This is a genomic window from Flavobacterium sp. JAS, from assembly GCF_020991455.1.
In the GTDB taxonomy this organism is placed as follows: domain Bacteria; phylum Bacteroidota; class Bacteroidia; order Flavobacteriales; family Flavobacteriaceae; genus Flavobacterium.
Genome location: NZ_JAJMOX010000001.1, coordinates 140231 through 163989 on the forward strand (window position 1 = coordinate 140231; position 23759 = coordinate 163989).

Annotated in this window: 22 protein-coding genes and 1 tRNA gene; 13 read left to right on the top strand and 10 right to left on the bottom strand. The window is 32.6% G+C overall.

What is annotated here, in order from left to right; translation table 11 throughout:
* Together LPB88_RS00585 and LPB88_RS00590 are read right to left on the bottom strand one after the other, a co-directional pair.
* Positions 1 to 1497, bottom strand: a complete 1497-nt coding sequence (locus LPB88_RS00585) for an MFS transporter (protein WP_230711884.1) — start codon at positions 1495 to 1497, stop codon at positions 1 to 3.
* A 329-nt stretch (positions 1498 to 1826) separates the two neighbouring features.
* Positions 1827 to 1899 (bottom strand) — tRNA-Phe (locus tag LPB88_RS00590).
* 104 nt (positions 1900 to 2003) lie between these two features.
* Here LPB88_RS00590 and LPB88_RS00595 point away from each other — a divergent pair.
* The 7 genes from LPB88_RS00595 to LPB88_RS00625 all read left to right on the top strand — a co-directional run bounded on the left by LPB88_RS00595 (position 2004) and on the right by LPB88_RS00625 (position 8969).
* Positions 2004 to 2738, top strand: a complete 735-nt coding sequence (locus tag LPB88_RS00595) for a type III pantothenate kinase (RefSeq protein WP_230711885.1) — start codon at positions 2004 to 2006, stop codon at positions 2736 to 2738.
* Positions 2731 to 3960 carry a hypothetical protein gene (locus tag LPB88_RS00600; protein WP_230711886.1) on the top strand — a complete coding sequence of 410 codons (1230 nt, stop codon included), beginning with the start codon at positions 2731 to 2733 and terminating at the stop codon, positions 3958 to 3960. Before LPB88_RS00595 ends, LPB88_RS00600 begins: the two co-directional genes overlap by 8 nt.
* Before the next feature lie 51 nt (positions 3961 to 4011).
* Entirely contained in the window at positions 4012 to 4566 is a 555-nt protein-coding gene (lptC, locus tag LPB88_RS00605; protein ID WP_230711887.1) for an LPS export ABC transporter periplasmic protein LptC, read from the top strand.
* A gap of 12 nt (positions 4567 to 4578) precedes the next feature.
* Positions 4579 to 4773, top strand: coding sequence for a hypothetical protein (locus LPB88_RS00610; RefSeq protein WP_230711888.1), 195 nt, complete (start codon positions 4579 to 4581; stop codon positions 4771 to 4773).
* A 2-nt stretch (positions 4774 to 4775) separates the two neighbouring features.
* Positions 4776 to 6038: a hemolysin family protein gene (locus LPB88_RS00615; RefSeq protein WP_230711889.1), complete on the top strand. Its 1263-nt coding sequence runs from the start codon at positions 4776 to 4778 to the stop codon at positions 6036 to 6038.
* 108 nt (positions 6039 to 6146) lie between these two features.
* Positions 6147 to 8246, top strand: coding sequence for a peptidylprolyl isomerase (locus tag LPB88_RS00620; RefSeq protein ID WP_230711890.1), 2100 nt, complete (start codon positions 6147 to 6149; stop codon positions 8244 to 8246).
* Between the two features lie 288 nt (positions 8247 to 8534).
* Positions 8535 to 8969 (top strand): hypothetical protein, encoded by a 435-nt coding sequence (locus LPB88_RS00625; protein ID WP_230711891.1) that lies wholly within the window; start codon positions 8535 to 8537, stop codon positions 8967 to 8969.
* Between the two features lie 40 nt (positions 8970 to 9009).
* Here the strand turns inward: LPB88_RS00625 and LPB88_RS00630 are convergent, their stop codons facing one another.
* Positions 9010 to 9927, bottom strand: coding sequence for a GYDIA family GHMP kinase (locus LPB88_RS00630; protein WP_230711892.1), 918 nt, complete (start codon positions 9925 to 9927; stop codon positions 9010 to 9012).
* A gap of 137 nt (positions 9928 to 10064) precedes the next feature.
* Entirely contained in the window at positions 10065 to 11378 is a 1314-nt protein-coding gene (locus tag LPB88_RS00635; RefSeq protein ID WP_230711893.1) for a hydroxymethylglutaryl-CoA reductase, degradative, read from the bottom strand.
* Positions 11379 to 11559: 181 nt separating this feature from the next.
* On the opposite strand from LPB88_RS00635, the gene LPB88_RS00640 reads away from it, so the two are divergent.
* The 6 genes from LPB88_RS00640 (at position 11560) to LPB88_RS00665 (ending at position 18831) form a co-directional block, all read left to right on the top strand.
* A complete protein-coding gene (locus tag LPB88_RS00640; RefSeq protein ID WP_230711894.1) occupies positions 11560 to 13725 on the top strand; it encodes a S9 family peptidase in 2166 nt (721 codons plus the stop codon).
* Between the two features lie 37 nt (positions 13726 to 13762).
* Complete coding sequence (locus LPB88_RS00645) at positions 13763 to 15439, top strand: peptide MFS transporter (protein ID WP_230711895.1); 1677 nt, start codon at positions 13763 to 13765, stop codon at positions 15437 to 15439.
* Between the two features lies 1 nt (position 15440).
* Positions 15441 to 16925: a peptide MFS transporter gene (locus LPB88_RS00650; protein WP_230711896.1), complete on the top strand. Its 1485-nt coding sequence runs from the start codon at positions 15441 to 15443 to the stop codon at positions 16923 to 16925.
* 52 nt (positions 16926 to 16977) lie between these two features.
* Positions 16978 to 17445: a thioredoxin family protein gene (locus tag LPB88_RS00655; RefSeq protein WP_230711897.1), complete on the top strand. Its 468-nt coding sequence runs from the start codon at positions 16978 to 16980 to the stop codon at positions 17443 to 17445.
* A gap of 223 nt (positions 17446 to 17668) precedes the next feature.
* Positions 17669 to 18121, top strand: coding sequence for a thioredoxin family protein (locus tag LPB88_RS00660; RefSeq protein ID WP_230711898.1), 453 nt, complete (start codon positions 17669 to 17671; stop codon positions 18119 to 18121).
* Between the two features lie 263 nt (positions 18122 to 18384).
* A complete protein-coding gene (locus LPB88_RS00665) occupies positions 18385 to 18831 on the top strand; it encodes a thioredoxin family protein (RefSeq protein ID WP_230711899.1) in 447 nt (148 codons plus the stop codon).
* 20 nt (positions 18832 to 18851) lie between these two features.
* Here the strand turns inward: LPB88_RS00665 and LPB88_RS00670 are convergent, their stop codons facing one another.
* The 6 genes from LPB88_RS00670 to surE all read right to left on the bottom strand — a co-directional run bounded on the left by LPB88_RS00670 (position 18852) and on the right by surE (position 23663).
* A complete protein-coding gene (locus LPB88_RS00670) occupies positions 18852 to 19241 on the bottom strand; it encodes a hypothetical protein (protein ID WP_230711900.1) in 390 nt (129 codons plus the stop codon).
* Entirely contained in the window at positions 19231 to 20877 is a 1647-nt protein-coding gene (locus LPB88_RS00675) for a ComEC/Rec2 family competence protein (protein WP_230711901.1), read from the bottom strand. The genes LPB88_RS00670 and LPB88_RS00675 overlap by 11 nt, the downstream gene beginning before the upstream one ends.
* Before the next feature lie 56 nt (positions 20878 to 20933).
* Positions 20934 to 21419, bottom strand: coding sequence for a C40 family peptidase (locus LPB88_RS00680; protein WP_230711902.1), 486 nt, complete (start codon positions 21417 to 21419; stop codon positions 20934 to 20936).
* Between the two features lie 12 nt (positions 21420 to 21431).
* The gene (gene lpxB / locus LPB88_RS00685; RefSeq protein WP_230711903.1) at positions 21432 to 22550 is read right to left on the bottom strand and encodes a lipid-A-disaccharide synthase; all 1119 of its coding nucleotides are present in this window, start codon (positions 22548 to 22550) and stop codon (positions 21432 to 21434) included.
* A 68-nt stretch (positions 22551 to 22618) separates the two neighbouring features.
* Positions 22619 to 22891 (bottom strand): hypothetical protein, encoded by a 273-nt coding sequence (locus LPB88_RS00690; RefSeq protein WP_230711904.1) that lies wholly within the window; start codon positions 22889 to 22891, stop codon positions 22619 to 22621.
* Positions 22884 to 23663: a 5'/3'-nucleotidase SurE gene (gene surE / locus LPB88_RS00695; protein WP_230711905.1), complete on the bottom strand. Its 780-nt coding sequence runs from the start codon at positions 23661 to 23663 to the stop codon at positions 22884 to 22886. Before surE ends, LPB88_RS00690 begins: the two co-directional genes overlap by 8 nt.
* Positions 23664 to 23759: the final 96 nt, after the last annotated feature.

Sequence of the window (23759 nt, forward strand, 5' to 3'; positions counted from 1 at the left end):
TTAAAGGTGATTCGTTTTATTTTTATTATCAATATAAATCATTCCAATTACAAAGCAAACAGAAGCTATAATAATTGGATACCAAAGTCCGTCAAGATAAAAATCTGCTTTTCCTGCTTGTTTTGCATGTGTTACAAAGTAGGTTGAAATAGCAGGAAGTAAACCTCCAAAAATTCCATTTCCAACATGATACGGCAATGACATTGACGTGTATCTGATTTTTGTTGGGAACATTTCAACTAAAAAAGCAGCAATTGGGCCATAAACCATCGTAACAAACAGAACCTGAATAAAAACCAGTAAAACCAAAGTCCATTCGTCGCTTGAATTAATGTTAATTGATGTGCTCACCTGAGCTTCTTTTTTATTTACAACATACGATCTTTTTTCGAGTAATGATGTCCCGTCTGTAAATTCTTTTTTAATGGTGACAATTGAGTCGTTGTTTTTGGTAATTTCTACAGTTTGTTTTGTTTTTTCTACGATTTCGGTTTTATAACTTACATCAGTTGTATTGTACATCATCTTATATATAGGTCTATAGAATAAAATAGCAAGCAACATACCGCCCATCATAATATATTTCCGACCTACTTTATCACTCAGCCATCCAAAAACAATAAAAAACGGAGTTCCAATTAAGAGCGCAATTCCAAGTAATCCATCAACTTGTGAGGAATCTATATTCATTACTGTTTTCATAAAGCTCATGGCATAAAACTGTCCGGTGTACCAAACAACACCTTGTCCCATTGTAGCGCCAAAGAGAGCCAGTAATACAAACTTCAGGTTATAGCGGTTTCCGAAACTTTCTTTTAACGGATTTTTACTTGTTGTTCCTTCTTTTTTTGCTTTCGCGAAAACAGGAGATTCATCCATGTTTTTCCGAATCAAATACGAAACGCCAACCATAACAATAGAAACCCAAAACGGAACACGCCATCCCCAGGAATCAAAATCTTCGGCAGAAAGTACATTTTTAGTAGCCAGAATAACCATTAAGGATATAAATAAACCAATTGTAGCGGTGGTCTGAATCCACGAAGTCCAATATCCTTTTTGACCAGCAGGAGCATGTTCAGCAACATAAGTGGCTGCGCCGCCATATTCACCGCCAAGTGCGAGTCCTTGCAGTAAACGAAGAATAAGAACTAATAAAGGAGCAAGAAAGCCAATAGTTTCATAACTCGGAATGCATCCTATTAAAAAAGTAGAACCGCCCATTAATAATAAGGTAGCCATAAAAGTATATTTACGGCCAATGATATCGCCAAGCCTTCCAAAAAATAATGCTCCAAAAGGGCGAACCACAAATCCGGCAGCAAAAGTGGCTAATGTGGACAAGAAAGCGGCAGTAGGATTGTCACTCGGAAAGAATTTTGTCGAGATTACAACCGCTAAACTTCCAAAAATATAGAAATCATACCATTCAATCATAGTTCCCATTGAGGAGGCCGAAATCACTTTCCAAATGCCTTTTGTAGAAGTTTTGCTCATAAAACGCTATTGTATTCTTGTTAATGAATAAAAGTATAAGATATTATTTTACGAATATAATGGATATAGTTTTATTTAATCAATACTTTTTTAACAAAACAGCATTATTTGTTGACCTTTGTATTTAACCGTATTTTTTCTTAACCGCAAAGGACAAAAAGCAAAAAACGCAAAGTTCGCAAAGCTTAATTATAAATAGCTTTGCGAACTTTGTATAAACCTTTGCGCTCTTCGCGGTTAAGCTTTTTTGGAATTTGGAATTTTAAAAATTTTGGGATTTGCCGAAAGGATATAAAACAAAAAACCCGAATATTTCTATTCGGGTTTTGTGGTACCTCCAGGGATCGAACCAGGGACACATGGATTTTCAGTCCATTGCTCTACCATCTGAGCTAAGGTACCTTTGTGTGCGTATTGCGGGTGCAAAGATAGAATCATTTTCCGTTTATCCAAAACATTTTTTAAAAAAAATCAATTCGTATCTTCGCAGAGGTAAAAAAACAAATATGGTTTTAGCAATTGATGTTGGCAATACAAGAATTAAAGCTTCTGTCTTTGAGGGAGGTAATGTTTTAGAGAATTTCATTTTTGAGAAAAATGAGCTCGAAAAAAAAATTAAAGAAATTTTAAAAAAATTTCAAAATTGCTCCGATTTGATCGTTGCGTCGGTCGGAAACGTCGAAAAAAAATCTTTTTTGGCATTCGAAAAGGATTTAAATATTCATTTTTTTACCCATGAGGATGTTTTTCCTTTTATAAATAGATATGCAACTCCAAAAACTTTAGGAATTGACAGAATGATTTTGGCATCGGGGGCAACTTTGCAGTTTCCAAAACAAAATAGATTAGTAATTGATGCAGGAACTTGTATTACCTACGATTTTATCGACGAAAATGATAATTATCTGGGCGGAGCAATTTCTCCGGGCCTGCGTTTAAGATATGAGGCACTCCATAATTTCACGGCCAGACTGCCTTTGTTGACTTTGGAGGCGCCCGAATCCTATATAGGAGATTCGACTGCACAAGCCATTCATTCAGGAGTTGTCAATGGCTTCGTCTATGAGATTGATGGTTTTATCGATGAATATCGAGCAAACTTTTCAAATTTTATAATAATTTTAACGGGAGGTGATGCAGAATTTTTGGCTAAACGATTAAAAAATACCATATTTGCCAATTCAAATTTCCTTCTGGAGAGTTTGAACCAAACATTTCAATATAAAATCGACAATGATTAAAAAAATTATAGTAAGCGCTTGTTTGCTTATCTCGTTCGTTTCATTCGCTCAACAAGGTACTGCATCTCCATATTCTTTTTACGGAATTGGAGACGTAAGATTTAAAGGAACTCTTGAAAACAGATCTATGTCTGGAGTTGCGGTAGAGCAGGATAGTATTCACTTAAATATTGATAACCCGGCGAGTTATGCTAGTTTGCTTCAAACAACTTTTACTGTTGGAGGAACTTTTGGAACGTCTACATTAAAGACTAATACAGAATCTGCAAAAGCGCAGAGATCTACTTTTGATTATTTGGCAGTTGGAATCCCAATGGGGAAATTTGGAGCATCATTTGGTCTGATCCCGGTATCTTCAGTTGGATATAAAATTAGAAACGACAGAACGGATACTGAAGGAGCAACAAGTTCTCAGCTTAGTGGAACCGGAGGTATAAATAAAGCTTACTTTGGTTTAGGATATAAAATAAAGCCGAATTGGAATATTGGTGCAGATGTTCAATATAATTGGGGAAAAATTACAACAACAAGCGTAGAGCTTCTTACAGGTGTTCAAAATTCAACACAGGAATCAAATGCTGCAGAGTTGTCTGGTGCTAGCTTTAGTATTGGTACAATGTATCAAACAAAGATTAATAAAAAGTTAGAATTGTTTACAAGTTTGAGTTATGCTTTTGCAACCACACTAAATTCAAATACGACAAGAGTTATCGCAGTTGATGGCGATCCGGATCCTATAACGTATGATCCGCATGAAGATAATTTGAAATTACCAAGCAAATTAACATTTGGAGCTGGTATTGGGCAAGCCAGAAAATGGTTAGTAGGTACTACATTGGCTTTTCAAGGAGACGGGCAATTTGCGAATTATTACAATTCAGAGCAAAATGTACGTTATGAAAAATATCAAAAATATGCTGTAGGTGGGTATTATATTCCTAACTATACTTCTTTCTCAAACTATTTAAGCAGAATTACCTATAGAGCCGGATTGAAATACGAGAAAATAGGTTTAATAATCAACAATGAGTCAATAAAAGATGTTGGTATGACTTTAGGTGCAGGAGTTCCAATTCCCGGATCATTTTCAAACATTAATTTTGGTGTTGAATTCGGAAAAAGAGGTACCGTTTCTTCAAATCTGGTTCAGGAAAATTATGTAAATTTTAGCGTAAGTTTCTCTTTCAATGATAAATGGTTCATTAAGAATAAATACAATTAAGCATAAACTCTTAGGCTTTTTTAAGCACGTACAATTTACTACATTTGGCAAATGAATTTACCAAAGAGATATATTATAAATATTGTCACAGTTCTCGCTGTGACACTGTTTTTTGGATGCGAAAGTAATTTTAAGGAAGTTCAGAAAATTAACTTCTCTGAGTTTGTTCCGGGCAGTGATGCTGATACGGTTAATATTAAATATACTGATTCGGGACGTATAACCGGGGTTTTGATAAGCAGAAAAATGCTAGATTATTCTAATCTGGATTTTCCTTTTACAGAATTCCCTTTAGGTCTTGATGTTACATTATACGATAAAAAACAAAAGCGTACCTTTATAAGATCAAATTATGCTGTTTCATACAAAACTACAGGCATAATAGATTTGCAGGGAAAGGTCAAAATTACGTCTGAAGCTGGTCAAATGCTGGAAACAGAACAATTGTATTTTGATCAGAAAAATGAATGGTTTTATACCGAAAGAAAATTCAAGCTTACAGATGCTAAAGGAGTTTCGTACGGACAAGGAATAGATTTTAGTAAAGATTTTAAAGTGATTAATTCGCAACGAGTAAGTGGCGAAATTGAATCATCAGAAGAATAAAAAAAATACATCATGGGTTATTTAAAATATACACAATACGTTTACATCGCTTTTGCGGTTTATTTTGTTTATGACGGAATTACAAAATTAAACGAAGGAAACGATACTTCATCTTTGAGTTTTATAATTGCAGGAATGGCTGTGTTTATGTTTTTCTTTAGAAGGAAGTTTGTGAAGAAATTTGACGACCGTAACAAAAAACAGTAAAAATGGAAATTAGTATTATAATACTATGTTTAATACTATCGGCCTTTTTTTCGGGAATGGAAATTGCTTTTATTTCTTCGAATAAAATCTATCTTGAAATTGAAAAAAAACAAGATAATTTTCTTTCTCAAATCCTAACAAAACTTACCGAAAATCCTTCGAAGTTTATTGCCGCGATGTTAATTGGTAATAATGTCGCTTTGGTGGTTTATGGTTTTTTTATGGGAGATTTAATTCTAAGATGTATCATCAAATTAGGATTTCATTTCTCTGATTTCAGCAGTTTATTGATTCAGACTATAGTATCTACTTTTATAGTTTTGATGACAGCTGAATTTCTTCCCAAGGTTTTTTTTCAAATTTATGCCAATACATTGATTAAAGCTTTTGCGCTTCCGGCATATTTATTTTATAGATTATTTTATTTCATCTCGACTTTCTTTATTTGGATTTCAGATTTTGTTTTGAGAAAATTTTTCAAAACAGAAGGAGATCAGGCTCAGTTGTATTTTAGTAAAATAGAACTCGGAAATTATATTACAGAACAAATGAGTTCTGTTGAAGATGATCAAGAAGTAGATTCTGAAATTCAGATTTTTCAGAATGCTTTAGAATTTTCCGGTGTAAAAGCCCGCGACATTATGACGCCGCGTACAGAAATTGTGGATGTAGATTTGTTTGATAGTATAACAGATCTTAAGGAATTGTTTATCGAGACAGGGTATTCTAAGATTGTAGTAAGTCAAAACTCGCTCGATGATATTGTGGGATATGTACATTCTTTTGATTTGTTTAAGAAGCCAAAAACGATTAAATCAGTTCTAATGACTGTTGAGTTCGTTCCGGAAACAATTTTGATAAAAGACGCCTTGGATTTATTGATTAAAAAGCGAAAAAATGTGGCTGTAGTCTTAGATGAATACGGAGGAACATCTGGTATTATTACTATCGAAGATATTGTAGAAGAGCTTTTTGGAGAAATCGAAGATGAGCACGATTCAGAAGAAGAAGAGCTGATTGAGAAGGAATTAGAAGACGGGAAATATTTGTTTTCAACACGTTTGGATGTGGAGTATTTGAATGAAACTTATAAGTTAATGATTCCAGAAGAAGATTCTTACGGAACGTTAGGAGGTTTTATTGTTAATCATACCAAAGAAATTCCTCAAAAGGGCGATGAAATCATGATTGACAACTATCATTTTGTGATAGAAGAGGCAACAAATAAGAAAATTGAATTAGTCAAAATGACAATAAAAGAGTGATTTTTTAAATTAATAAAAAAAATTGTTGAAAATAAAACGCTAGTTGTATTGTTATTAACTAGATAATTGTATTTTCGCAAACTGAATATAAAATTAACGATAATAAAAATGGCAGTTTTAGCAAAAATTAGACAGCGTTCCGCTTTATTGATAGGAGTTATTGCACTTGCATTATTTGCATTTATAATACAAGATCTTTTCACAAGAGGAACATTTGGTCAAAGTTCAAAAGATGTGGGAAGCATCGATGGAAAAGATATTTCATTTGAAGACTTTAGAGTTAAAGTTAGTAATGTTGAAAAAAGTGGTCAAGGAATTACTTCCACTGAAGCTGCAAACAGAGTTTGGGATCAAGAAGTTTCAATCGCATTATTGTCTTCTCAGTTTGATAAATTGGGATTGAGAGTTGGTGAAAAACACTTACTTGAGGTTTTAAAAGCAGATCCAAATATTGGTAAAAACCCAATGTTCTTAAATGCTGCAGGAATGTTTGATGTTGTAAAGTTTAAAGATTACTTCAAAGCAAATCCTGAAGCAGCTCAATATATTTCTCAAAAAGAGAAAGATGCTGAATTGAACGCAAAATATCAAATCTACAATACACTTGTAAAAGCGGGACTTTATACAACTGTAAGTGAAGGAAAGTTGAAATATGAAATGGAAGCTAACAAAGTAAACTTTGCTTATGCTGCTGCATTATATTCTTCTATTAAAGATAGTGATGTGAAAATTTCTGATTCAGAAATCGTTGATTATATGAAGAAAAACGAGAAAAAATTCAAAGCGGATGAAACTCGTGAAATTCAATACGTTTTAGTAGAAGATAAAGCTTCAAAAGAAGACGAAGCTGAAATTAAAGCTAAAATCACAGCATTATTAAACGGAAGAGTAGAGTACAATGCAAAAACTGGTAAAAATGATACATTGCCAGGTTTCAAAAGTGCTACAAACATTGCTGAATTCGTAAACTCAAATTCTGATGTTCCTTACGATTCTACATACGTTCCTAAAAATGCTTTACCAGCTATTGATGCTGATAAATTATTCAGTTTGCCTGCAGGAGCAATTTATGGTCCTTATGTTTACGGAAAATATTATGCTATCTCTAAATCTTTAGGATTTAAAGCTGGTGTTAACGCAAAAGCAAGTCATATCTTAATTGCTTATGATGGATCTCAAACTCCAAATGCTAAAGAAAAAAGAACTAAAGAAGAAGCTAAAGCTAAAGCTGAAGAAATTTTAGCACAAGTTCAGGCTAATCCTGATAGTTTCATGATGTTGGCTTTTACAAGTTCTGATGACTCATCTGCACAACAAGGTGGTGATTTAGGATATTTTGGTCCAAACCAAATGGTAAAACCATTCAATGATTTTGTATTCAATAACGGAATTGGAAAAATTGGTTTAGTTGAAACTCCTTTCGGATTTCACATTATCAAAATTACAGATAAACAAGACGGAATTCGTTTAGCTACTATCGCTCAAAAAATTGAGCCATCTGAAGTTACTTCTGATAAAGTATTTACATTGGCAACTAAATTTGAAATGGATGCTGCTAATAAAGATTTTAATGCTACTGCTAAAGAATTAGGTTTAAAAGTTGCTGCTCCGGTAACTGCAAAAGCTATGGATGAAGCGTTTGGTCCATTAGGAAACCAACGTAACATCATCAGATGGGCATATGACAAAGAAACAAGTAAAGGTGATGTAAAACGTTTTGAAATCGCTAATATTGGACACGTAATTGCTCAATACAAAAGCGAAAACAAATCAGGTTTAGTATCTGTTACTTTGGCAAGACCTTATGTTGAGCCAATCTTGAAAAACAAGAAAAAAGCTGAAATGTTAAAAGCTAAAATGACAGGGTCTAGCCTTGAAGCTATTGCTAAAAGTGCTGGTGTAGCTGTTCAACAAGCGGCTAATGTTACTATGGATAACCCGGTTTTACCTGGAGGAGTAGGACAAGAGCCAAAAGTTGTAGGTAATGCATTTGCTTTGACTGCAAATAAACTTTCTGCACCAATTGAAGGAAACACTGGAGTTTATGTTGTAAAAAACATTAGTACAGTTAAAGCTCTTGCAGTTGCTAACCACGCAGAGTATGTTGCTAAAGTAAAAGCTCAAAGTGCATCTGACGCAAGCAGAATTTTACCAGCGTTGAAAAACAATGCTAAAATTGAAGATAACAGATTGCAATTTAACTACTAGTTTTTAGTAAGTAAATAAAAACATATAAAAACCCCGAAACGTTCATTTGAATGTTTCGGGGTTTTTGTTTGGAAAACAGTGAGGATTTTGTAGTAATTTTTAGCTGCTTTTCTTAAAGTATATAGGAATAATAGAAATAAAATTTTAAAAATTTGTGATATTAAAATTATTACAGTTAATTTGCTGCGATTTAACAAGATAACTTCCGCCCCTAAGGTATTGAGCTAAATTATAATTAACGGAGATAATAATCGAGTACTGTGGATAAACAAATATTTTGTATTTTTTATGTTTAATTTGTTAAGAAGAAAGCCTAGGGTATATACCAAAATTGAAAATCATATTTTTGGTATAATTACGGAACTTTTAAAACTTAGTAATACTGATATCAATTGTGATGAATTGGGAGGTAAGTATTATTTAAGTAATGAGGAACAGCATTTTAAAGTTACAGTCTTGAGTAACGATTACGTTATTAGACTGACAAATACTCGTGATTCTGTTGCCGAAAAATATGATAAACTTTTTGTTGAGGATGTTTTAAAAGCTATAAAAGAAGAGAAACATCGAAGAATGGAAGTCGTTTATGATTCTATTAATAATAGTATAGAAAAAATGGCCGAGCGTTTACATAACACGCTTATTGAAACAAATGAGATGGAAACCCAAAAGGTTCGCAGACTCGAAACAAAACATACGAAAACAAAAAAAGTGAACTATTAGTTCACTTTTTTTGTTTTAAGCAAATTGCTTAGATTATTTATTACTGTAGAATCATTTCGTTATAAGTAAGGATCGTTTCATATCCTTTTGAATTAAAATAGGCTGTTGGGTTTTCTTTTGAAACAGCCATTACAAAATCGCCGCCCCAGGCACCAAGGCTTTTAATAACTCCGTTAAAATCGGGAAAAGCAATTTCTTTTATAGTTTCCAGTTCTAATATATTACTTAAGTGGACTTCATGTTTTTCTAAAGCAAAGGCAAATTCTTTTAAAGTTTTTGCGTTTAGTACAGCTTCGGTAATTTTATTATTGTCAAGAATGTTCTGAGCCAGATTTTGATTCTTATTGTTGTAATAAGCATTTATTGCGGCCTTGCTGTTTTGTTTTTTATTAAGGTAAATGAAGTAAATATTTTTAGTAAAATCAGGACTAAACTGAATTGTTTCGACTGCTGGTAAAGTTTGCTCCAGATGATATATAATTGGCATGTTATTTTGCGCGCATGCGATATCGTAACCACTGCCTCCAAAACTGTTTTTAAGAAGCGTAAAAGCATCTATTTTGGTCCATTGAGCAATGTTGTTCAATAAAGTAGATGAAGTGCCTAATCCCCAGTTTTTAGGAAATGTAAGTTGTGTGCTTATTTTGTAACCTTCGGCGTTATTTATGAAATCCGAATTTAAAAGAAAAGCTTCGTGTAAAATATTTACTAAAGTGCTTTTTACCGTTTCGATTTGGGTTGGAGTATTGTCTATAATTTCAAAAAAAGAAATAATATCTTCAAACCAAAGATGTTGATCAAAATCGTAACTTTTCCATTGGATTTCTTTGTTTGAACCGTTTTCTACAATTAAATTTTGTCCAAATTTTGTTGGTAACGCAAAAGCTTTGGCGCCATCTAAAACTAGATATTCGCCAGTAATTAAGAGTTTTCCGTTACTGTAAAAGGTTGTTTTCATTCCGTGTTTTTTAGACCCGATGTGCTTTTAAATAAATTCCAATTCCAAAGCTTCAGGATGAAATCCCAAATTCCAACAATAATTAGAATTTGGAATTTATTCAGAAACTATACTTTTTTTGGGATTTATAATTTGGGTTATTTTCTGATATTTTCAATAAATTCTACAACTGCGCTGTGTGAAACTACATTTTTCTTAAAATGAGTTTTAATTAAATGGCGTTCTTCGTCAGTTGCTTCAAATTGGTTGATGATGTTGTTTAAGTGCATTTTCATGTGGCCTTCCTGAATTCCGGTTGTGGTTAATGAGCGTAAAGCAGCAAAATTTTGTGCTAAACCTGCAACTGCTACAATTTCCATTAATTCTTTTGCAGATGGTTTTTCGAGTATTTCCAAACTTAATTTCACCAACGGATGTAAAGAGGTTAATCCGCCAACGGTTCCTATTGCTAATGGAATTTCCAACCAGAAAGTAAAAACTTCGTTTTCGATTTTGGCGTGGGATAAACTTGCATATTGACCATTTTTTGAAGCATAAGCATGAACTCCGGCTTCTACAGCTCTAAAATCATTTCCGGTTGCCAGAATTACAGCATCGACACCATTCATAATGCCCTTGTTGTGCGTAACGGCTCTAAAAGGTTCAACTTCGGCAATTTGAACTGCCTGAATAAAACGTTCGGCAAATTCTTGCGGATTCGGAATGTGTTTTTCAGTTAAATCTTCAATTGGGCATGAAACTTCTGCTCTAACTAGACAATTTGGAACATAATTAGACAAAATACTCATAATTACTTCGAGTGTTTCATGGTCTGAAAATAGATCAGAATTTTGAAATTCCTCTTTTAAAGTAGTGGCAAATTGCTCTAAACAAGAGTTTATAAAATTGGCACCCATGCTGTCTTTTGTTTCAAAAGTAGCGTGAAGCTGAAAGTAGTTTTCTAATAAACTTCTTTTGTCTTTTAGTTTTATGTCTAAAATTCCGCCGCCACGCTGTTGCATGTTTTTGGTAATGCTTTGAGTGTCAGAAAAGAATTTTGGTTTAATTTGATCGAAGAATGATTGTAATTTTTGGGCATCTCCATTGAAAGTGAAATGTACTTGTCCGATTTTTTCGGTATCAATTACGGTGGCTTTAAAACCTCCGCGTGTTGCCCAGTATTTGGCTGCTTTTGAGGCAGCGGCAACCACAGAACTTTCTTCAATAGCCATCGGAATTGTTTTGTATTTTCCGTTAATTAAAAAATTTGGAGCGACTCCTAACGGAATGTATAGGTTGGTTATTGTGTTTTCGATGAATTCGTCATGCAATTGTTGTAGCTTTTCGTCTGAATTCCAGTAATTTCTTATAATATTTAAGGCTTCTTGGGGCTCAGAAAAGTAGGTATTTGCGATCCAGTTTATTTTTTCTTTTTTGGATAATTTAGAAAATCCGGCAACTGCGTTGTTCATTCTCAGTGTATTAAATAATATTGTTGCGACAAAGATACCAATTTAAGAGTTTTGTTTGAAATCTATTTAAAATTGAAAACTACGCAATCGTTATTTTTTTTAACATTTAACACTTGAAATGTGTATTATGTTTATTTTTTTTACTAAAATTGGGCTCTTTTTTATATTTAAAATAATTCAAATGAATACAAGTAAAATTACTGTTATACTTTTGTTATTTGTTGCCACTGTTTTTGGACAACAAAAAATTACTGTCGAGAATATTTATGGCGGTGCTTTTAAGGCAAAAGGGATGGTTGAATTGAAATCCCTAAAAAATACTGATCAATACACTGTTTTGGATCAAGCCAGTGGAAGTATGCAAATTGGTCTATATGATTTTGGAACCTTAAAGAAAGTGTCAGATTTAATAGATACTAAAAATCATAAGGAACTTGCTAAAGGTATTGATAGTTATACTTTTGATGTATCAGAAAAAAAGATTTTAATTGCCGTTAATACTAATAAAATCTTCCGTCACTCTTTTACTGCAGATTATTATTTATATGATATTGCATCTAAATCACTAACAAAGCTTTTTGATTTTCAGATTCAGGAACCAACTTTTTCACCTGACGGAACTAAAATCGCTTATGCTAAAGAGAATAACCTTTATGTATATGATGTAGCTTCAAAAAAATCAACTGCCGTTACTACTGACGGAAAGAAAAATTCGATCATTAATGGTATTACGGATTGGGTTTATGAAGAAGAATTTGCTTTTGTCCGGGCTTTTGACTGGAGTAAAGACAGTAAAAAATTAGCTTATATTCGTTTTGACGAGAGTGCTGTTCCAGAGTTTTCGATGTCAATGTTTCACAAAGATTTATATCCAACAATTGAAACTTTTAAATATCCTAAAGCGGGAGAAAAAAATTCGGTAGTTTCATTACATATTTATGATGCAGCTGCAAATGCTACTAAAAAAGTTGATTTAGGAAATTATAACGACTTTTATATTGCAAGATTAAAATGGACAAATGATAATAATACATTGTCTGCTCAGGTTTTAAACCGTCACCAGGATAATCTTGATTTGCTTTTTGTTGATGGAACTACGGCTGCGGCTAAAGTGGTTTTGAATGAAAAAGACAAAGCGTATGTTGATGTTACGGATAATTTGACTTTCTTAAAAGATAATAGCTTTATCTGGACAAGCGAAAAAGACGGTTTCAATCATATTTATCTTTATGATAAAACTGGGAAACTTAAAAATCAGGTTACTAAAGGTAACTGGGAAGTAGTGTCTTACTACGGATTTGATGAAAAAACAAAAACTATTTTCTACCAATCTACAGAAAATGGTTCTATCAATAGAGATATTTATCGCATTGCTTTAGACGGAAAAAACAAAGTGCGTTTGTCTAAAAATACTGGAACTAATGCGGCGACTTTTAGCCCAAATTTCCAATTCTTCATTAATACTTTCTCAAGCGCTTCTCAGCCTACAACTTATACTTTAAACGAGGCAAAAGCAGGAAAAGAAATTCAGGTTATCGAGAATAATCAGGCACTTGCAAATAAGTTGAAAGACTTTAATTTGCCAACAAAAGAATTTTTTGTTTTAAAAACAAGTAAAGGAAATGAACTTAATGCGTGGATTTTGAAACCAAAAGATTTTGACCCTTCAAAAAAATATCCTGTTTTCATGTACCAATATTCAGGTCCGGGATCTCAACAAGTAAATAACGATTGGAACAATAGTGACGATTATTGGTTTGCTTCACTTACACAGCAAGGTTATATTGTAGCTTGTGTTGATGGTAGAGGAACTGGTTTTAAAGGTGCTGATTTTAAAAAAGTTACTCAGAAAGAATTAGGAAAATACGAAGTAGAAGATCAAATTGATGCTGCAAAAGTAATTGGTGCATATTCTTATGTTGATGCTTCAAGAATTGGAATCTTCGGATGGAGCTACGGTGGATTTATGGCTTCAAACTGTATTTTTCAAGGAAATGATGTTTTCAAAATGGCAATCGCTGTTGCTCCGGTAACAAATTGGCGTTTTTATGATAGTGTTTACACAGAAAGATACATGACGACTCCACAAGAAAATGCAAGCGGATACGATCAAAACTCTCCAATAAATCATGTTGATAAATTAAAAGGGAAGTTTTTGTTGATTCACGGATCTGGTGATGATAACGTTCATGTGCAAAATTCTATGCAAATGATGGAAGCTTTGATTCAGGCAAACAAGCAATTTGATTCTCAGATATATCCAGATAAAAACCACGGTATTTATGGCGGAAAAACGAGAATTCAGCTTTATAATAAAATGACTAACTTTATCAAAGAAAATCTATAATTTAAATATAATTAACCTTAAATAAATAATGAATAATATGGGAGAAACTCAAGTAAAAACTGCGCATCCAAAAGGACTTTGGGTATTGTTTGGGACGGAGATGTGGGAGCGATTCAATTTTTATGGAATGCGAGCTTTATTAACTTTATTTCTTGTGAATTCATTATTGATGAAAGAAGAAGAAGCTTCTCTTATTTATGGAGGATTTCTTGGACTTTGTTATTTAACGCCAATGTTAGGTGGTTTCGTAGCAGACCGTTTTTTAGGTAACAGAAACTGTATTTTATTGGGTGGTTTGTTAATGGCAACCGGGCAAATGTTATTGTTTACCAGCGGAAGTATTTTTGAGGCTAATTTACCTTTAGCAAAAATCATCATGTATTCTGCATTAGGAGTTATTGTTTTTGGTAACGGATTCTTTAAGCCAAACATTTCTAGTATGGTTGGGTGTTTATATCCTAAACAAGAGAAAACAAAATTAGATAGTGCTTTCACTATTTTCTATATGGGAATTAATATTGGAGCTTTTTTAGGTCAGTCTATTTGTCCTTTGTTGGGAGATGTAAAAGATGCTGGCGGAATTAGAGATATCCATGCTTTTAGATGGGGATTTATGGCAGCGTCTGTTGCAATGCTTCTTGGAACTATTCTTTTCTACTTCTTAAAAAATAAATATGTGGTTTCTCCTGAAGGAAAACCATTAGGAGGTTTGCCATCTAAAAATGATGCTTCTGATTTTGAAGAAGGAGAAGCGCAAAAAGCTAATTTTTCTAATAAATCTTTGATAATTGCAGGAATTGCATTTATAGTTTTAGGATTCTTTTTTCATTATGTTGTAGGTCAGAATTTGATTTATACTTTGATTTACTCAAGTGGTTTATCATTAGCCGGATTAATTATTTCTGATACTTCTTTGACTAAAATAGAAAGAGACAGAATTATTGTAATTTATATTGTTTCGTTCTTTATTATTTTCTTCTGGGCGGCGTTTGAGCAAGCAGGTTCGTCATTGACTTTTATTGCAGATAACCAAACAGACAGAAACTTCTTTGGTTTTTTAATGCCTCCATCGATGGTTCAGATTTTTAATGGACTATTTGTAGTTATTTTGGCACTACCTTTTAGTATCTTATGGGATACGTTAAGAGCTAATGGTAAAGAGCCAATTTCTCCGGTAAAATTAGCTGCAGGTTTAGTGGTTATTTCTATCAGTTTCTTTATGATTGCGACTCAGGTTTCTTATATCGGAACTTCTGGATTGTTGCTAGTTAAATGGCTTATCTTATTATATTTCTTGAATACTTGTGCTGAGTTATGTTTATCTCCAATTGGTTTGTCATTGGTAGGTAAATTATCTCCAAAACGTTTTGCTTCATTACTTTATGGAGTATTCTTTTTATCAAATGCGTCTGGTTATGCTTTGGGAGGAACTTTAGGTTCAATCTTGCCGGCAACAGGTGATAAATTTGTAAAAGCAAAAGAATTAGGAATCGATCTTCAGGCTGTTTTAGATAATAAAATTACACCAACTGCTGAGCAATTAGCTTTGTTAGATAAACATCAAATTAGTGCTCATAATCACTTTTTTGCAGGATTCGAAATCCATAACTTATACGAGTTCTTTATGGTGTTTGTTGTTCTTACAGGTGTTGCTGCAATTATATTGTTTGCTCTGACTCCATTTTTGAAAAAAATGATGCACGGAGTAAGATAATATGGAAAATAAAATCACTTTAGAAGAAATTCAAAATTTTAAGGGCACTTATCCAAAACAATTGTGGTATTTGTTTTTTGTTGAAATGTGGGAACGTTTTTGTTTCTACGGAATGCGTGGTGTACTTACGTTTTTTATGGTAGATCAGCTTTTGTTAAAAGATGAACATGCCAATTTACAATATGGTGCTATTCAGGCTTTTGTTTATGCTTTTACTTTTATTGGAGGTATTTTTGCTGATAAGGTATTGGGTTTTAGAAAGTCATTATTTTTTGGTGGAATCGTAATGATTCTTGGGAATCTTTTGATTGCTGTTTCGCCTCATGATTTCTTTTACTACGGAATTGCTTTTTCAATTATTGGAACTGGTTTTTTTAAGCCAAATGTTTCTTCAATGGTTGGTGAATTATATCATGAAGAAGACGGAAGAAGAGATGCTGGTTATGGAATGTTTTACGCAGGGATAAATGTTGGAGGTCTTTTAGGAGGTGCTTTATGTATTTATTTAGGAAAGTATTATTCTTGGCAATTATGCTTTTTATCAGCTGCAGTTGTAATGTTTTTAGGTTTGATTACCTTTTTGTTTACTAAAAAATATTTAGGACCAATAGGTGATTCTCCATTGTTGCATTTGGATTCAGGTAAAAGAAGAATTCGTGAAATTGCTGTTTATGTATTGTCAATCCTGAGTTTGCCATTTATTTTTATAATGGTAAAAAACACAGATTATACGGATTACTTCATGTACACAATTGGTATAGTTGCAGTTTTATATTTTGCTTATGAATTAATAAAATTGGGCGATATAAAAATGCAGAAAAAGCTTTTTGCTGCCTTTTTGTTTGTATTCTTTTATTTGTTGTTTAACTCTATCTACGAACAAAGCGGTGGGTCATTATCGCTTTTCGCAAAAGACAATCTAAGTAGTAAATTATTATTTTTTAATATAGATCCTAATGTAGTAAACAACAGCTCGAATACTTTTTTCGTAGTAGTTTTAAGTCCGCTAATTGGATTGTTATGGATCTGGCTTGGCAAAAGAAGAATTGAACCAAACACTTTGATTAAATTCGGAATTGGATTCTTGTTCTTGGGAGCTTCATTTTATATCTTTTATCTAACTAAGTTTTTTGCAAATTCTGAAGGTATTGCGTCTTTAAATGTATTTACTTTTGCTTATTTGATAACAACAATTGGAGAACTTTGTTTAGGTCCAATCGGAATGTCTATTATTACCAAATTGTCTCCAAAAAGATTATTTGGTATGATGATGGGATTGTGGTTCCTGGCAAGTGCTTTTGGGCAATTATTTGCAGGAAAATTAGGCGCCGAAATATCAAGATCAAACACTGGAGATACATTGGTTTCTAAGTTGCAATCGTATACGGAAGGATATTACCAATTGGCAATTTATTCGCTTGTTGCGGGAGTTATTTTAATTGCAATTTCGCCAATTATTAGAAAATTAATGCAAGAAGTAAAGTAGACGACATTTAGCAATTCATTTTTTGCTTAAATTTGTAGAAAATAATAAGGACATGAAAAAAATTATACTAGTAGTATTATTTTTTGTTGGTGCATTTGTAACACAAGCGCAGGAACTTAAATGGTATACTGATGTAAAGGAAGCGATTACTGTAAGTAATAAAGAGAACAAACCAATGCTGATGTTTTTTACTGGTAGTGATTGGTGTGGATGGTGCATTCGTTTGCAGAATGAGGTTCTGAAAACTGCGGAGTTTAAAAAGTGGGCTACTGATAATGTTGTTTTGGTTGAGTTGGATTATCCTAGAAGGGTAGCTCAGACTCCAGAACTTAAAAGTCAAAATAGTGAATTGCAACAAGCTTTTGGAATTCAGGGTTTTCCAACAGTATTTTTTACAAGTGCTGAGTCAAAGGATGGAAAGATCAACTTTAAAGGTTTAGGAAAAACCGGTTATGTTGCTGGTGGTCCATCTGCTTGGTTAACAGTTGCAGAAGAAATTGTACATCCTAAAAAATCTTAATTAGAGTAAATTTTATTTTAATATTATAGAACTCCTTACATAATTTGTAAGGAGTTTTTTTGTTTAGTAAGAAAAGGTATTCAGTATTTTGGGTGGTATTGTAGTTTTGTTATTTTATTATAAATAAAAAAACATATAATGTATTTTTTGTATTAATAAAAATTGGAAAATTAAAATATTATGTTAATTTCGTCATGCTATACTAACCAAAACCAATTTAATTATGACCAAAAAATTACTTATCCTACTGTTTTTTTTAGGTTCATTTTTTCTGCATTCGCAAAACCTAGTTTGGAGAACAAACATGACAGATGCTATTGCAATAAGCAATGAACAGAGAAAACCAATGTTAATTTTATTCACTGCCTCAGGTGTACCGGAAAATCTTCAAAATGAAATCTTTAAAACTCCCGATTTTGCTGTTTGGTCACGTGATAATGTGATCTTAGTGAAACTGGATTTGTCTGATTCTACTACTGCTGACGAAGATAGAGAACAAAACCTTAAACTGAAAAATGCTTTTGGTGTTGAGGATTTACCAGAGGTTTGTTTTGCAAGCGCTTCTATCCGAAAAAATAAAACAACTTTTAGTGCATTGGGAAAAATTGCTTACGTACCTGGTGGCGCTAAAGCCTGGATTGCTGAATCAAATGCAATTCTGCACCCAAGTGAATAAAATAAAATTTAAATTAAGTTTCTTAGTTTAATTTGTAGAATCCCTTTTCGGCTGTTGCATGAAAAGGGATGTTTTTTTAAATACTATGCTAATAGCTTTGATATTTTTAGGGGGTGAAATTTTCATTTTACTTAAAATTTAAGGCTTAAATAATAAAATTCATTTTAATTTAAATTCTCATAACTATTTGTATTGTAATGACTTGTTGAGTGTTGGTTTTATGTTACTTTAGTTTTATTAACACAACTAAAAATCTATAATTTATGACTCAAAAACTACTTATCCTATTGTTTTTTTTAAGTCCATTATTAATGAAGTCGCAAAGTTTAGTCTGGAAAACGAGTATAAGTGATGCGATTACGCTAAGTAATGAAGAAAAAAAACCGATGTTAATTTTATTTACGACGAATTATGCTTCAAATGATTTACAAAGTGAAGTGTTTGAAACTCCTGATTTTGAGAGATGGTCTGTTAAAAATGTTATTTTGGTAAAAATTGATTTGTCTGATCCATCTGTTTCTGCAGATATGAGAGAACAAAACGTATTATTAAAAAATGCCTTCGGAGTAGAAGATTTGCCAGAGGTCTGTTTTGCAAATGCTTCAATTAGAAAAGGAAAAACTTTTTTTGATTCATTGGGAAAAGTCCATTATACTTCAGGCGGTGCGAAAAAATGGATCTCAGATTCTAATTATATTTTGAATCCATAATATACAGGAATTAAAGTTTCTTAGTTTAATTTATAGAATCCCTTTTCGGCTGTTGCGTGAAAAGGGATATTTTTTTTCAGACAACTGGCTTTCCAAATCTTCTGGTTCGAGTAAGAATTTGAAGCATCAGCAATTATTATTATCGGATGTAAATCCTGTAAAACTCGATCTAAATTTATCTTTGGTGATTGAGTCAGAAGCAATATGTCTGGTTGAATTTTATTTTCGTAAACTCCTGTGCTGTCTAGTACAAGAATCTTTTTTCCGTTAAAGAATAATGTATTCTTAATTTTACTTGTACTTTTTAAAACACCGAAATTCCCAACTAGATAGGAAGTTGAAATATTGTTTTTAAAAAGAGAATCACTTGTAATAAAGCTGATGTTTTTTCCAGTTCTTTCAGATATCAAAGTGCTTTTCTTGACGTTGTAAATGATTAATTCTTGTTGGCTCTCGATTTCTTTTTTTGGTATAAATAAAGGAAATCTGAACGATGATAATCGTGATTAAAAGTGAGATCGTTTTATTGAAACTGGGTTTGTTTAGCCAAATAGTGCCGGCAATTATTAATAAATAAATGGTCACCAAATAGTAAAAATTAAAACTTATATCTCTAATTACAAACGATTCAAATGTTGCCACGAAGTGAATCATTAGATTTAAAAGGTAAATACTCTTTTCGAAAAGAACTACCAAAATTACTGGCGGACTATAAAAAACGGCCAAGATCATGACTATAATTCCGGCAATCATGATAAATGATAATAGCGGAAGAATGATAATATTGGTTACAAAAAATAATCCTGGAAATTGATGAAAATAATACAAGCAAACTGGCAAAGTTCCGATTTGTGCGGCAAACGAAACTGTTAAGGCGTTCCAGATATAGGTAGATATTTTATGTTTTGGAGTCCAGAGATTTTTTAGAATCGGCTGTAGCCAAAGAATAAAAAACAAGGCAAGATAACTTAATTGAAAGCCAACATCAAATAAGAAGTAAGGCTCAAATAGTAAAATCAATAAAATCGAAACTAATAAAGTGTGATAAATGTTTCCGCTTCTGCGTAAATGGTTTCCAATGGCAAGAAATGAGAACATAACAACCGAACGTAAAACAGGAGGAGATAAACCCGAAATTACGGCAAAAATCGCCAGGGATATTAAAATAGAAATCAATTTTATAAAAGAGCCTTTTCGGGTATTTGGAATTGGTTTTAGAATAAAATTTATAAATAACATTATAAAACCCACATGCAAGCCTGAAACAGACAATACATGTGTAGTTCCGGAATATTGGTAATCTTTTATAATATCTGGTGAAATCTCTTGTTGTTGTCCTAAAATAAGAGCGAGGGCAACGTTCATTTCGTCTTTGCTGAAATGAGCTTTTTCAAGATTATTTATTATTCTGGAATGCAAACGACTGGAATAATACCAAATGTCTTTTTTGATATTTTTATTAATCGTTATTTCAGATTTTCGACAGTATACCTGCGCATAAATTTGTTTGTTAGACAAATACTTGGCGTAATCAAATTGATTCGGGTTTTTGCTTGAAGTATTGGGTTGTAAAATTGTTTTTACCCGGATTGTATTTCCTAGAATAACTTTATTTTTTGTGCTGTCTTTTTGAATGTTTACAATGATTCTGCCTGTATAAGTTTTACGTTCAATTTGGTTTATAATGGCAACATATCGATCATTAAAGTCGTTGCTTTTTAGTTTTTCACGTAAAGTGAAAGTTATCAATTGAGGTTTCTCAAATGCTACTTTAGAATTGATGTAATTTGATTTTTGATAAGAATCTGTCTGAAGTTGAAGTGTAATTATTCCAATAAAAAAGGAAACAATAGAGGTACTTATTCCAAAAATAATATTTAGTTTTTTGTTTTTGGCAACTAAAAAATAAAGGCAGCAGAATACTATTGCGCTTGAAATAAGGAATATTACAGCGGTTAATATTGATGGTTTTACATAATACGAAACTATGATGCCAAGGAGAAAGCTAATTGTAATTTTAGCCAAAGGAAAATCTAATACTTTCATGTTTTAAAAGTATTAAATATTTTGTAAGAAAAAGAATATATTTTATTTAATTCGATTTACTCAATTACTCTGTTGATTTGAGCAAATGAATTTTGATAATAGGTCTCTTTTGTAGATGAAACTATAACTCCTTTGGAAGTTGAAGAATGCACAAATTTAATTTCATTCGAATTTACTTCGACGATTAGTCCAACATGATTAATTTGTCTGCTTTTGTTGGTTTTAAAGAAAATTAAATCCCCTTTTTGGGCATCGCTAATTTTGATTATTTTGCCAACATTTGCCTGTTCATAAGAACTTCGTGGAAGTTTTATGTTTTCAGATTCGAACGTAGTATAAACTAATCCGGAGCAATCAAAGCCATTTTTTGTTGTACCACCAGCCTTGTAGCGAACACCAATATTGTCTTCGGCTTTCTCTATTAATTTATTAACGGTATATCTGTTTTCTTTTTTTGATTCATTTTTGCCCACGGCACTTGACGTCGATTTACACGAAGTAAATGCGATTGCTAAAAGAACAAAAAGGAGTATTTTTTTCAAAACAAAAATCTTTTAAACCTGTTTTAAATCTGCTACAATAAGTTTTGCAGTTTTTTTACTTGCGCCAATTCCGCCCAGTTTTTGCTCCAGAATATCGTAATTTTTCAATAGTTTTTCGCGATATTGAGGTTCTAGTAATTTCTGTAATTCTTCTTTAATACGTTTGGTGTTGCAGTCGCTTTGAATCAATTCGGTTACAACTTCCTGATCCATAATTAAATTTACAAGCGAAATGTATTTTAAAGTAATAATACGTTTTGCAATTTGGTATGAAATCGAACTTCCTTTATAACAAACGACTTCCGGAACTTTAAAAAGAGCTGTTTCAAGAGTTGCAGTTCCTGAAGTTACCAAAGCTGCTGTTGACGAACGAAGTAGATCGTAAGTTTTATTCGAAACAAATGCGATGTTTTTATTTTTTATAAATTGCTGATAAAACTCATAATCCTGACTTGGAGCACCAGCAATCACAAACTCATAATCCTGAAAATCATCAACAACACTTAGCATAACACTTAGCATTTTGGTGATTTCCTGTTTGCGGCTTCCTGGTAAAACGGCAATAATTGGTTTTTCTCCCAGTTGGTTTTCTTTTCTAAAAGTTGCCTCATCAAATGGAGGTTGATTCTGAATTGCATCAATTAATGGATGCCCAACAAAATCTACCGGAAAATGGTGTTTGTCTTCGTAGAAACTTTTCTCAAAAGGCAAAATCACAAACATCTTGTCGACATCTTGTTTAATAGCCGTAATTCTGTTCTCTTTCCAAGCCCAAATTTGAGGAGAAATATAATAATGAGTTTTATAGTTTAAAGCTTTTGCCCATTTTGCAATACGCATATTAAAGCCCGGATAATCAATAAAAATCAAGACATCTGGTTGGAATTCAGTGATGTCTTTTTTGCAAATTTTGATATTACTTAAAATGGTTTTTAGATTGAAAATAACTTCAACAAATCCCATAAAAGCCAATTCGCGATAGTGTTTTACCAATGTTCCACCGGCTTTTTGCATTAAATCTCCACCCCAGAATCTAATTTCGGCTTGAGGATCTTCTTTATACAAAGCCTTCATTAAGTTTGAACCATGTAAATCTCCAGAGGCTTCGCCAGCTATTATGTAATACTTCATATAGATTTCTTTGAAAGTGTGTTTCAATTTTTAAACACAACATTTTTTTTGCAGAGCAAAGATAAGATTTAAATAAATAAGGTAGAAATTGCTAAAAGAATCACTGCCAAAACTACACCTCTTGCCATAAGTTCTTTGTTTCTTTTTAGTAGAAGTAAAAAAACAGCCAGATCTAAAATAGTTCCTAAAGTGATTACTTTTCCTAAATATCCTTGTTTTCTTATCGTTTCAAGTCCTGTCGAAACATCAAAAGTGGTAAAAAAGGTGATAAACAAATAACTTCCAAGAATAGAAGTAAAAATACCGATAAAAAATCCGATAAAAATGTCTGCTTTATTCATTTAATTTCCAAGTATTAAGTTGTTGTATAGAATGATGTGCTGTTAAGTCAAATTGTACGGGAACTACAGAAATGTATCCGTTTTCTAAAGCCCATTCGTCAGTATCTTCGCCTTTGTCTTCATTGGTGAATTTTCCGGTAAGCCAATAATAATCTTTTCCGAAAGGAGTTTGTCGTTTGTCAAATTTCTGAGCATAATAAGCTTTCGCCTGACGACAAATTTTAATTCCTTTGATTTCTTTTTCTTTTAATTTCGGAAAATTGACATTTAAAACGACACCTGGAGGTAATTTATTGGCAAGTGTTTCTAAAGTAATTTTTTTCACGAATGATTTTACTTGCTCAAAATCGGCATTCCAGTCAAAGTCTAATAATGAAAATCCGATCGCCTGAATTCCTTCAATTCCTGCTTCAACAGCAGCACTCATCGTTCCGGAATAAATCACATTTATAGACGAGTTTGAGCCATGATTAATTCCTGAAACACACAAATCTGGTTTACGTTTTAAGATTTCATTTACAGCCAGTTTTACACAATCAACAGGAGTTCCTGAGCAGCTATATTCGGTTACAATGTCATCTTCTTTTGAGATTTTGTCCAAAAACAAAGTATTATTAATAGTTATGGCGTGTCCCATGGCGCTTTGAGGCTTGTCAGGAGCAACTACGACAACTTCGCCAATAGTTTCCATAACGCTTATTAATGCTCTGATTCCGGGAGCTAAAATACCGTCATCATTGGTAACTAATATTAGTGGTTTTTCGCTTTTCATATACGAATTATGATTTTGAATGTAGGATTTTAAAGCAAATGTAGTGACAGATTTTCGTAGAATAGTCACAAATAAAGTAAAATTTGTCAACTAATT